Annotated in this window: 9 protein-coding genes and 1 pseudogene; 3 read left to right on the forward strand and 7 right to left on the reverse strand. The window is 65.3% G+C overall.

Features of this window, described 5'->3' with window-relative positions:
• The first annotated feature begins 315 nt into the window (after positions 1-315).
• Together RMQ73_RS11605 and RMQ73_RS11610 are read left to right on the forward strand one after the other, a co-directional pair.
• On the forward strand, positions 316-1,686 hold the full coding sequence (locus RMQ73_RS11605; protein ID WP_310498408.1) for a glycosyl transferase family protein: 1,371 nt from the start codon (positions 316-318) through the stop codon (positions 1,684-1,686).
• Positions 1,683-2,849, forward strand: coding sequence for a hypothetical protein (locus RMQ73_RS11610; RefSeq protein ID WP_310498410.1), 1,167 nt, complete (start codon positions 1,683-1,685; stop codon positions 2,847-2,849). Before RMQ73_RS11605 ends, RMQ73_RS11610 begins: the two co-directional genes overlap by 4 nt.
• A gap of 24 nt (positions 2,850-2,873) precedes the next feature.
• Here the strand turns inward: RMQ73_RS11610 and RMQ73_RS11615 are convergent, their stop codons facing one another.
• Positions 2,874-3,563: a MerR family transcriptional regulator gene (locus tag RMQ73_RS11615; RefSeq protein WP_310498412.1), complete on the reverse strand. Its 690-nt coding sequence runs from the start codon at positions 3,561-3,563 to the stop codon at positions 2,874-2,876.
• Between the two features lie 46 nt (positions 3,564-3,609).
• On the opposite strand from RMQ73_RS11615, the gene RMQ73_RS11620 reads away from it, so the two are divergent.
• Positions 3,610-5,181, forward strand: coding sequence for a cisplatin damage response ATP-dependent DNA ligase (locus tag RMQ73_RS11620; RefSeq protein ID WP_310498413.1), 1,572 nt, complete (start codon positions 3,610-3,612; stop codon positions 5,179-5,181).
• 63 nt (positions 5,182-5,244) lie between these two features.
• Here the strand turns inward: RMQ73_RS11620 and RMQ73_RS11625 are convergent, their stop codons facing one another.
• From RMQ73_RS11625 to RMQ73_RS11650, 6 genes and pseudogenes are all read right to left on the reverse strand, one after another.
• Positions 5,245-6,324 (reverse strand): RluA family pseudouridine synthase, encoded by a 1,080-nt coding sequence (locus tag RMQ73_RS11625; protein WP_310498414.1) that lies wholly within the window; start codon positions 6,322-6,324, stop codon positions 5,245-5,247.
• The gene (crcB, locus tag RMQ73_RS11630) at positions 6,324-6,713 is read right to left on the reverse strand and encodes a fluoride efflux transporter CrcB (protein WP_310498415.1); all 390 of its coding nucleotides are present in this window, start codon (positions 6,711-6,713) and stop codon (positions 6,324-6,326) included. The genes RMQ73_RS11625 and crcB overlap by 1 nt, the downstream gene beginning before the upstream one ends.
• Before the next feature lie 572 nt (positions 6,714-7,285).
• On the reverse strand, positions 7,286-8,611 hold the full coding sequence (locus RMQ73_RS11635) for a PEPxxWA-CTERM sorting domain-containing protein (RefSeq protein WP_310498416.1): 1,326 nt from the start codon (positions 8,609-8,611) through the stop codon (positions 7,286-7,288).
• A 205-nt stretch (positions 8,612-8,816) separates the two neighbouring features.
• Positions 8,817-10,385 (reverse strand): winged helix-turn-helix domain-containing protein, encoded by a 1,569-nt coding sequence (locus tag RMQ73_RS11640; protein WP_310498417.1) that lies wholly within the window; start codon positions 10,383-10,385, stop codon positions 8,817-8,819.
• Between the two features lie 329 nt (positions 10,386-10,714).
• Positions 10,715-11,530, reverse strand: coding sequence for a hypothetical protein (locus RMQ73_RS11645; RefSeq protein ID WP_310498418.1), 816 nt, complete (start codon positions 11,528-11,530; stop codon positions 10,715-10,717).
• A pseudogene (locus RMQ73_RS11650) lies at positions 11,527-11,782 on the reverse strand (replication-associated recombination protein A); the annotation flags it as partial. The pseudogene RMQ73_RS11650 and the gene RMQ73_RS11645, both read right to left, overlap by 4 nt.

Below are 11,782 nucleotides of genomic sequence, written 5' to 3' on the forward strand. Positions count from 1 at the left end.
GGGACGCGGAGCCTTTGGGCTTTCCTTCGGGTAGCGGCGCCGATGCGGTCGGTGCTCTGCAGATCTTCGTGAACCACGAAACCCTCCACCGCCTTCGCGACGCCTGGGACTTTGATGGCCCAGCGTTCTCCGAGATCGGCCCGGAGCAGACAATGGTGTTTTGACCCTGCGCCACTGTCTCCGCCAGCCGAGGGTGTCCCGGCGACCGGCCAAGCCTGCAGACGGCCCTCCCCGTGTGCAATTTCGCCGTGTCGTTCGGGACACCCACCAATCAAGCCGGGCGCACGCCTGTGCTTCGCGCCGGGCGCCGCGCCAATGGCGATGACCGCGATCCTGCTGGCCATCTGGCAGGTCGGCCTGCACGAGGTGCTGCTGGTCACCGCCGCCGCGATAGCGCTGCTGGGCGCGGACGACCTTGCGGTCGACCTGATCTTTGTGTTTCGCATCGTCACCAGCCCGGGCCGGCGGCGGACGCCGACCCCCGACATGATGCGCCGGACAAGGCCCCTGCCCATCGCCATTTTCGTGCCGGCCTGGGACGAATCGCCAGTCATTGCCCAGATGCTCGCGCAGCTGACTGCGACGCAGCGCTATCCCGACTACCGGGTGTTTGTCGGGCTTTATCCCAATGATCCTGCCGGGCGTCTTGCCGTCGGTCAGGTCGCCGACCCGCGCATCACGCCGGTCATCAACCCCGCTACAGGCCCAACCACCAAGGCCGATTGCCTCAATGCGCTCTGGCAGGCGATGTGTGCCCATGAGACGCACCACGGCCTGACCTACAATGCCGTGGTGTTGCATGATGCCGAAGATGTCGTGCACCCGCAGGAGCTGACGGTATTCGACGCGATGATCCCAGGCAACGCCATGGTGCAGTTGCCGGTGCTGCCGCTGCCCGACCCGACATCGTTGTTTGTCGCCGGGCATTACATGGACGAATTTGCCGAAAGCCACGCCAAGGAACTGGTGGTGCGGCAGGCGCTGGGCGCCACTGTGCCATCAGCCGGAGTCGGCTGCGCCATCGATCGCGCCATGCTGGGCCGGATTGCGGCGGCAGCCGGCGGGCGGCCGTTTCATGCCGACAGCCTGACCGAGGATTATGAGCTCGGCCACCGGGTGCGGGTGCTGGGCGGGCGCACGGTGCTGGTCCGCACGCGCCATGATGGCGGCCTGGTCGCCACGGCGGAATATTTCCCCGGCGAACTCGGCGCCGCTGTCCGGCAAAAGGCCCGCTGGCTGACCGGCATCGCGCTGGCGGGCTGGGATCGGATCGGCTGGCACGGCGGTGCGGCCGACCGCTGGATGCTGCTGCGCGACCGCAAGGCGCCGTTGGCCGCGCTGCTGACATTGATCGCCTATTTTCTGCTCTTGGCCATGATCCTCGACGGCGCGATGCGGCTGGCCTTGCCAGCGGCAGCGCGCATGCCGGCGGTGACAACCGGCTGGGTATTGACGCTGCTATGGGTCAACTGGGCCATGCTGTGCTGGCGGCTGATGCTGCGGGCGCTGTTCACCACTTATGCCTATGGGCCGGTCGAAGGCTTGCTGGCGGTGCCGCGCGCGATGGTCGGCAACATCATCAACGCCGGCGCCGCATGGCTGGCGCTGCGCCGTTACTGGGGCATGCTGCGCGGCGGCAGGCTGACCTGGGACAAGACGCGCCACCGCTTTCCGGAGCCGATATGACCCCGGCGGGCAAGCCTCTGCGCGCGCTGGCGTTGATCGGTGCCGTGTCCACTGGCTGGCTGCTGGGGCGCATGCCAGCCCTGAGCAGTGATTATCGGCAGGCGCTGAGCGAGATCGCCGCGCCGCCGCAGGTGATACCCAAGTCCGCAACGCCGCCGTCATCTGTTGCGCCAGCAGGGCCGCCGCCAGCTCTGGCGGTCCAGGCACAGGCGCCGCCGCCAGCCGCTCCGCCACCAACGCCTGCGCCCATTTACATTGTCGTCAACATGCCGCCGATGATGGCGGTGCCCAGCTTTGCGCCGCCGGTCTCGGCTGCCTATCAGGGACCAGCCTATCAGCAGCTTGCCGCGACAGACGAGCCGCCAGGCGTCAAGCCGCCGCTGCTGGCCGAAGCACCGATGCCAACCCTGCCGCCGCCGGGATATGACCAGGCCGTCCGCGCCTATGCCGCACTGTCAGCCGGTGAACGGCGGACGGCTGCCGCGCTGTTCGATACCGCGCTGGCGCAGGCGCCCGACAATGCCGGCTGGCAAAAGGAACGCCGGGCGCTGGGTCGCCGCTGGTCGGGCGAGGCGTTCAGCCTGCTTCGCCAGCTTGGCCCCGTCGGTCCCACCGCCAGCCCGGTGCTGGGCGGCGGGCAAAGCGGCGGCGTGCTGGCGTACACCATCAATCCGCTGGCACGGCGGCCGCTGGCAATTGCCGCACGCGCCAACATCGCCGGCGATGCGCAAGGCGTGCTGCCCGAAACGGCGCAGGGCGCGCTGGGGGTGCGCTGGACGCTGTTACCCGGCGTGTCCATCAGCGCCGAGCGGCTGTTTGCGCTGGGATTTGCAGCCCGCAACGGCTGGACGATGCGCGCAGCCGCCGGCGGCAGAACCGGGCGCTTTTCGGGTTATGGCGAAGCCGGCATCATCGACAATGGCGACATCTATGCCGGGGCGCAGGGCCGAGCCGAGCTATGGCAGACCCGCTATTTCACACTGGCTGCCGGCGCCTGGGGCAGTGTGCAAACCGGCGACCTGTTGCTCGGCCGGTTCGATATCGGACCGAGCCTGTCGACCCGATTGGGACCATTGCGGTTCGAGGCTGATTGGCGCTTTCGTGTCGCCGGCAATACCGATCCGGGCAGCGGCCCTGCGCTGACCGTTTCGGCAGGGTTCTAGCGCCCCGACCTTAACACCCCGACTCTAGCGATTATCGTTGGCGACCCGCCGGCGCTCGGCCAGCTTGCGCAGCAGGGCGCGGGTGCGCAAATGGCCAAGCAGCTCGTTGATAAGCGACACGCCGCGCTCGGCCATGTCGAGTGCCTTGTCCTCGCCGACCTGTCCGGCAGTGTGTGACAGGAACTGATGCACCTCCTGCGTCGTCAGCCAGTCGATCAGCACCGAATAGAGCCGCATCTGCGCACCATCGAACCCCAGGTCTCGGCTGAAGCCGATGGCGGCCAGGTCACCCATGGTTTTCAGGATGGCCGCGTCGCGCTGGCTGATGCGGCCATCGGCGTCGGCAACGACCTGCGCATCGCGCATATGTTCGGCCAGTTCGTCAGGCGCAATATCAAGTTCGGCTGGCAACACCCGCGCCGGCCCGGCGGTTTCCAGCCGCTGTGCCAGCAAGGCGTCGAGCATGGGAAAGGCGTCCGGCATCAGCCAGCGGTCGGCATCTTCGGCCTCCAGCAACGTGCGGATCACCGACAGCGGCAAAAAGCGTTCTTCCTGCAGGCGCTTGATGGCCTTGAGGCGGCTGACATGGGCCGGGCCATAGCTGGCCGAATTGCGGCTGGCCCGGTCCGGTTCGGGCAACAGGCCTTCGCGGATATAATAGCGGATTGTCTCCCGCCCGACCCCGCTGGCCTTTTCAAGATCGCGCATCCGCATGACAAAGGGCTGTAGCAGCTTTTGCCCGGCGTGCTAAACCCCGGCCATGCAGGCCTTTGCCCAGCTTCTCGACAATCTGCTTTATACCGCGTCCCGCAACGCCAAGCTGCGGCTTATCGGCGATTACCTGCGCGCCGTACCCGATCCCGATCGCGGCTGGGCGCTGGCGGCGTTGACCGGCGGGCTTGATCTGCGGGCCGTGCAACCCAGCTTGCTCAAGGCCTTGATCGCGGAGCGGGTGGACCCGGTGCTGTTTGCACTGTCCCATGATTTTGTCGGCGACATGGCCGAAACCATCTCGCTGCTCTGGCCCGAGCCGCCCGGCGAGCGGCCGCCCGCGCCCGGCGTCGATGATGTCGTGCAGGCGCTGTCAGGCCTGAAACGCGCCGAGGCGCCGCCGGTGGTGGCCGCATTGCTGGACCGACTGGATGCGCAAGGCCGCTATGCGCTCATCAAGCTGGCCACCGGCGCGCTGCGTATCGGCGTATCGGCGCGGCTGGCGAAAACGGCGCTGGCCGATACGTTCCGCCTCGACCTGGAGGCGGTTGAGGAAGTCTGGCACGGCCTGTCGCCGCCCTATGCACCGCTGTTTGCCTGGGCCGAGGGACGCGGGCCGGCGCCGCATGCCGGCGACACACCGGCGTTCCGGCCCTTCATGTTGGCACCGCCGCTGGAGGATGAGGCTATCGACCTGCACGCCTATGCCGCCGAATGGAAATGGGACGGCATCCGCGTGCAGATCAGCCATGCCGGCGGGCAAACGCGGCTGTACAGCCGCACCGGCGATGACGTCAGCGGCAGTTTTCCCGATGTTGCCGGCGCCTTTGCCAGCCATGCGACGCTTGATGGCGAACTGATGGTGCGCGGCAGCGCCCAGATGGACAGCGCCGGCAGTTTCAATGCCTTGCAGCAGCGGCTGGGCCGCAAGGCGCCGGCGGCAAAGCTGATGGCGCAGGCACCGGCGTTCGTGCGGCTTTATGATGCGCTGCTCATCGGCGGCGAAGATCTGCGCGCCCTGCCCTGGCACGCCCGCCGCACCCGGCTGGAGGCGTTGGTGCCGATGCTCGACCCTGCGCGTTTCGATATCAGCGCGCTGGTGGAGGCGCCGGACATGGCCGCGCTGGGTGCCATACGGGCCGGCGCCCGCGACGCCGCCATCGAAGGGCTGATGCTCAAGCGCCGCGACAGCCCCTATGTCGCCGGGCGGCGCACCGGGCTTTGGTGGAAATGGAAACGCGACCCGCTCAGCATCGATTGCGTGCTGATGTATGCCCAGCGCGGCCACGGCAAACGGTCTGGATTGTTCAGTGATTACACCTTTGGCTGCTGGAGCGACGATGGCGCGCTGCTGCCGGTCGGCAAGGCCTATTCGGGCCTCACCGATGCCGAGCTGGCCGAGCTCGACAAATGGATCCGCGGCCATGCGCTGGCGCGGTTCGGCCCGGTGCAAGAGGTGGAAAAGGCGCTGGTGCTCGAAGTGGCGTTCGACGCCGTGCAGGCCAGCGCCCGCCACAAATCCGGCCTCGCCCTGCGATTTCCGCGCATCGCCCGCATCCGCACCGACAAGCCGGCACACGAAGCCGACCGGCTGGAGACGCTGCGCGCCCTGATTCGCTAGTTGCTTGTTTGCATCGGCACCGGGGCGCGGGCCGGTGCCGGCTCCGATCCAACGCAAGCCGCGTCAGCTGCTACCCCGCGAGCGCCGCTCGCCGCGCCGATTGCCGCTGGTCGCCGATGACAGGCGCCGCACCTTGGGCTTGCCCGAAGGCGCCGGCTGTGGCGGCGATTCCACCTCATTGGCCCCCAGCGTCAAATCAAAGCCCAGCATGTCAAAGCTTTCGGCCATGTGCGTCGGCAGTTCGGCGGTGACATCCAGCTTGACGCCGTCCGGGCCATCGATGCGCAGCCGCCGTGCATGCAGGTGCAGCTTGCGGCTGATGCCGCCGGTCAGGAACGATTCCTTGCCGCCATATTTGCCGTCACCCACCAACGGGTTGCCGATGGCGGCGGCATGGACGCGGATCTGGTGCGTGCGGCCCGTGACGGGCATGAACGCCACCCAGGCGGCGCGCGCCGCCGCCCGCTCGATGACGCGATAGCGGGTCTTGGCAGCAAGGCCGTTTTCATAATCGACATGCATCTTCTCTCCGCCGCTGCCCGGCTGCTTGGCCATCGGCGCATCGATTTCGCCCTCGGTCAGGCGCGGCGCCGCAATGGTCAGCCCCCAATAGGTCTTGCGGGCATCGCGCGCCGAAAACGACTTGGCAAAAAACGCCGCGCCGCGCCCGGTGCGGGCAATCAGCAGCACGCCCGACGTATCCTTGTCGAGCCGGTGGACAAGGCGCGGCCGCGTCGTGGCATCATATTGCAGCGCATCCAGCATGGCATCGACGCTGGTGGTGATGCCGGTGCCGCCCTGCGTGGCCAGGCCCGGCGGCTTGTTGATGACGATGGCGTGCTTGTCGCGGTAGATGACCAGGCTGCGCATATATTCGATCTGGTCGTCGCTCAATTCGGCGCGGGGGCGCTGCGCCGGGCGCGCAGGGCGCGGCGCGGCTTCGACCGGCAGGGTATCGGGCCAGGTCAGCGCCTGTCCGGCAGCGATACGGTCGCCCGGCCCGGCCTTGGCCGCGTCCAGCCGCACGGCGCCGGTTTTCGACCAGCGCGAGATGATGTTGAACGAAATCCCCGGCTGGTGGCGCTGGAACCAGCGGTCGAGCCGGATGCCGTCGTCATCCTCGGCAATAATGGCATTGGGCATCAGACAAGCCTTGCAAGATAAACGCCGGCCAACACGGCAAAGACGCTGCCCGCCACGGACGACACGGCATAGGCAGCGCCCAGCCCCACATCGCCGCGCAGGATCATGGTGTGAATTTCCAGGCTGAACGCCGAGAATGTGGTGAAACCGCCAAGCAGGCCGACACCGACCAGCAGCCGCAGCCCCTCATCGCCCGTCCCGCGCGCCAGCAACCCGGCAAGCAAGCCCATGGCCAGCCCCCCGATGATGTTGACCGCCCAGGTGCCGAACGGAAATCCCGGGCCGAGATTGGCCTGCGCCCACCCACCGACCAGATAACGCAACGCCGAACCCACCCCGCCGCCAACGGCGACAAGGACAAGTGGCGAAATGGCGGAAAGCGACGGCATGGCGGGTGCCATAGCGGGTTGGGGACAAAAGCGCGAATCGGATGATGATGGCGCGGCGTGAAGGCGTCAGTTTTGTCACCGCGCCGCCAAGCCGAGAGGGCCTGCCGTCGATTACTTCGGACTTTGCGCCGTATATTGGAAGTAGACGAACTTGACGGTTTCATGAGGTTTTGGCGCGCGGCCGCTGTCTGCTTGCGCAGGGTTTGGGGCATGGCCGACGATGCGAAAGAACACGGCTAGCCTTGCACGAAACACCATGTGTAGGACAGGGTGAGCACGGCCATTTTGTCATGCGGGCTGGCGACAAATGGCGGCTCCCGGCCCAGAGTCGGACGCTCCCCGATCGGTATGCAAACAACCGCTTTTGCCGGAACCGGTCCGCCACTTGACGATGTCGGTCGGTCTGAACCGCCCATGTGGACCCGTCAGGCCTGGAACTGCACCTGCATACCAAGACGCCTGTGTGTGTGACCGAGAGCCGGCGGCAATCTCGCTGTTTATCACGTCCGCTGTTTGAACGTCACCTGCCGGTCAATCATGCTGCGAAATCCTCACACGGCGCCAGCCATTGCTCAGGCTTCTCGCGGCAGCATGGAGGCTCGCCGTTGCCTGGCCACGGCACCTATCAGGCCAAACCAGGCTATCATCATCACCCAGGTGGTTGGCTCCGGAACCGCATTGAAGGCACGCGCCGACTGGGTCCAGGCTGCCGAATTGCGGCCTACAGCGAGTCCTGCGTCGTTGTCGAAACGGAAGTGGATGCCGCCCCACAACCGACTCATGGCCGACTCGTCTGCAGCGGCTTCGAAGCCGGTCCAACAACGCTCTACCGAATAGGTAAGGCAGAATGCGTCGCTACCGCCGAAGGTGTTGGACAGGATCCTTGCGCCTGCGCCGGAAACCGCAGAAAGCCCCGAACTATACGCGGCATAAGGTGGATTGATGAGCCAGGAATTCCAAGCCGCGTCGATGAGCGTGTCCGGGTTACCGTCAGTATCGGCCGCACGGATCGCAGTGAGCGGACGCCAGAAATCATAGTGTAGTTTGGCGTCCCAGGTGGCAATGAACGCATCATGCGTGGCGACGGATAGCTGGGCCATCAGCGTCGCGTTTTCCAACACGCTGTTGCCGCTGATTTGCGCACGGTCGATCGCGGCTCGGATCCACGGGCTGAAGGGCGTCGTTGCCCAGAAGGTCGCCGCCGCCGTCTGGTCGGCGGTCCGGCTTGCGCTGGCGAGGGCGCCGATGTCTTTTACTTCATTGAAGGCGGCGGCGTATTCGGCACTGCCGAGCGAAGGCGGGGCACCGGGACGCAGCTGGCTGTTCGAAGTCAGCAGCCAAGGCGTAACTGAGCCTAACTGGGTGAAAGCAAACGGAGCATTTCCCGGTGGTGTCGGTGCCCAGCGACCCGGAAGGCCTGACGGGGTGTAGGGCACGACCGCGTTCGCGCCGTCGGAGCTGCGGATATCCAGCACTTTTGCAGCAATAGCCGCGCCATAAGCGACGCCGTTGGTCTTTGCTGGGCCCGCAGCAATGAGTGCGAGGCTGTCGGACAGCGCCTGGTCGAGTTGCGCCTGCTTGCTGGGATACAGCGTGACGAGAATCCTGTGAGCAGCGACCGAAGTGGCAGCGCGGGTATCGCCGCCATTTTTTTCAAGGCTGCCAGTGTAGCCGTAGTTGGGCCGTCCAAGGGTGCCATTGACAGCGTCGTGAATAGCAACACCGAGCATCGCGGCGTGACGGCCGACCACAGGCGGCGGGCCAGTGGTGGCTGAAAGGAACTGCTCGTGCCAGAACAGCACGGGGTCGCCGGTCACCGGCTCGATCCCGGCAGCGGCAGGAGTGACGGCGGCAAACATCGCGATGCAAGTCGCATAGACTGCTTGGCTGAGTTTCATGACTGGCCTCCACCATAACAATGACAGACGGAATCGCAGCTGTTGGCTGCAGGTCATGCCATATGCATGCCCCATTCGCAGCGAACTCCAGTGCTCGCTATCGAACGTCAACTTGCCAACACATTTGACCGATGAACACACCCGCAACTGATTTCTAGCTGATGAAAAGCTGATTTTGCGGGCTGGGAGTATCGGTCCGCGAAAATCAGTCGACCTGGTCGGGGCGTGTACCACTCTTTCTCCAGTAGGAGGCCAGACCAAGGCGCTCCAGCAGGGTTGGATAGCCGCCATGCGCGCGAAGTGCAGCGCTACCTTGCGAAAACAGGATGTAGGAATGCCTTCGGGCCAACGGACCCGGGGGCGGGCGGTCCGGCCCACCGAAGAAATACGCTTCAAGAAGTTTGAACGCGGGATCGATCCTGCCAAGTGCAATGAGAAATTGCACGGTCGTGAGGGTGCCGATAGCCGTGCGCGCCCCCGAAAGCCGCTGAGCAACTTTATGACGCTCGGCCTCACTGCCTTCACTTTGCGCCGCCAGCATCTCCTCCAGCAGACCAAAGGGTGGCGGCAGATTGTCGGGCGCGATAATCGGCCGCGCGGCATCGTCCAGCAGCAGAGCTTTGGCCGCCGTCGGCTGACCGGTCGTCGTCAGGAAATTGAAGCGCGTCTGCCAAAGCCCCCGGTGCTTGGGCCACAAGGACAGGGCATTTCTGAGCACGCCGTCGGCCTCAGACAGCTTCCCGCTTCCCCAGAGGCAGTTGCCGAGCAGCAGGTGATAGCTGGGATGAAGGGACTCCATCTCCAGCGCCTGGCGGAGAAACCGAGTGGCATCGCCCCAGCGGCCGACTTGGCCGAGTAGCCAACCTAACGCGCTTTGCAGTACGGGGTCCGGCCGTTCGGAGGCAACAAGTGCGTCAAGTCTCTGTTCATAACTGTCCCATGCTAGAAAATAGCTTGGAATGGTCGCCAGCGCCACCTTCGCTTCAAGCTGATCCGCGTCCAGCAACAGGGCCCGGTTTGCCGCTTCCCGAGCACGCAGCGCGAAAGCCTCCTGAGGGGGCCCGTCATTGTGCTCGACCAGCTGCTGATAGGTCAGCGCGAGCGCGCCCCACGCTTCAGACGATCCGGGATCGACTTCGGTTGCTTTGCGCAAATACGTAACGGATTGTTCCAACTGTTCTCGAAGGCCCCAGAGTCGTGCTCCACGACCCTTGTCAACCAGCCGCTCTGCAAAGCTGGATGCTTCCCGATGCGGGCTCACCAGAGGCCATGCGAAAGCACCAGCGAGGGCAAGTGCCGGCAGTATCAGAATATTTCGTTTGTTGAACTGCGCCGCCGGTGATGGCTTGGTTGCAAGACTGGACGCTTCGGGTTTGAAGGCTGGTGGTGCAAAAGCTTGTCCTGGGCAGTACGGCAGTTGTTCGGCGTCCCCGACATGTGACCGAAGCAGATAGCCAACCTTGGTCACCGTCTCGATCTCGAAAGCTGCGGTGATGGCGCCGAGGTGACGCAACCGGGAAATAGCGCGCTGAAGGGCGTTTTCGCCCACGATGCGACCGTCCCAACAACGGCTAACCAACTCGTCACGGCTGACAACTCGGCCATCGGCCGTGGCAAGGACGACGAGCACCTGCATGATCCGCGATTCAACGGGATACCGCTTTCCGTCCTGTGAGAGTCGAAGATGGGAGGGTTCGACATGCAGCGACCCTATCGAAAAAGCTGCCTCAACGGCCAGATCGATCCGGTCCCTCGGTGTCAGCCGCTCCAGCATCGACACGCCTCTTCACACATGTATCCTCATAATAGCGCATCTGCTGTTTTTTGGATAGCACACTGCAAAGACTGTTAACGCTTGGTTATCTGAGCATGGGTCATTCGCGACATTCGGATCAGACAGAACCTTGCGATGACAACACGAACAAGACCTTGAAAGAAAATGTTTTTTGCTTCTAATATGGTGCACGACGACCGGGGCCAAGCGTGGCGTGCGCGATCCTCGTCGCCCGCGCTATTCCGCTTTCGACTGGCTTGCAGCAATCCGTGATCGGTCGGCGCAAATTCGCGCTCGCATCGCGGTTGCAGCGACTTTGTCGCCCGCTATCACCCGACCCCGAACGTCCAGCCCTCCGTCACTGCGACCGCCGGGGTCAGCGCGGCTGGTGCCCACCAGCGCGCTTCGGCGGCGATGGTGCGCAGGCCGGCGGCGGTGATGATGGCGTCGCCGATATGGTCGGGGAATGTGCTGGCAAAGGCGGGCGGCATGGGCATGGAGCCAAGCCGCGACAGGGCGAGGTCGAGGCTGACGCGGTCGCGCAATTTGCCGCGAAAGCCGCCCATGCGAGCAAAGGCCTGGGCGTAGATTTCGAGAATCAACGGCCCGGCAGCGGGAAGCGGATCGAACGGCCAGACCGGCCAGCCGAGGCGGTGGAGCAGGCGCATGGCGCTGAGCGTCGCCTTGCCGACCTGCGAGGCGCCGAGCAGCACGAAATTGGAGGTCGGCACGCCCAGCCCCGAGGCGGCATGGACCTGTTCAGTCACCCGCAGATGCGCGCGCAAATGGCGCGGTCCATCAGCAGCACCCATCCAGAAACTGTCGCGGCGGTGCGTGATGTAACTGTGGCCGCCAAGGTCCGCGTCATCGCCGCACCGTGCATCGATTTCGGCCCATAACGCCCGCGCCGGGCCGGTGAACGGCGGCACGGCCGCAAAGCCGAAGCCGGCGTCCATGCCGACCAGAACATCGCCGGACAGCGCGCCCAGCCAGTCCAGCACGCCCTGCCGCGACCATGCGCCGCCCGGCGCCGGCACCAGCCGGGGTGCATCCGTGCCAGCCTCGCATATCGCCAGTTGCACCGATGGATGCCGCAAGCCGCGGGCGCCCGACCAGTCTATGCCGACGAATGTGCTGAACCTCATTCGGCGCGCCTGGCCGCCCGCCGCCGTGCCCATTCGGCCAGACGCTCGGCAATGCGCGCTTCGCTGCCGCGCGGGCTGGGCGTGTAGAAGGTCTGGGGCGCCATGCCTTCCGGCCAGTAATCCGCACCGGAAAAACCATCTTCGGCGTCATGGTCATAGGCATAGCCCTTGCCGAAACCCAGATCCTTCATCAGCCGGGTCGGTGCGTTGAGGATATGCGCCGGCGGGCTGAGCGATCCAGTGGCAATTGCG

Origin of the sequence: Sandarakinorhabdus sp. (genome assembly GCF_031430775.1) — a bacterium.
GTDB lineage: Bacteria > Pseudomonadota > Alphaproteobacteria > Sphingomonadales > Sphingomonadaceae > Sandarakinorhabdus.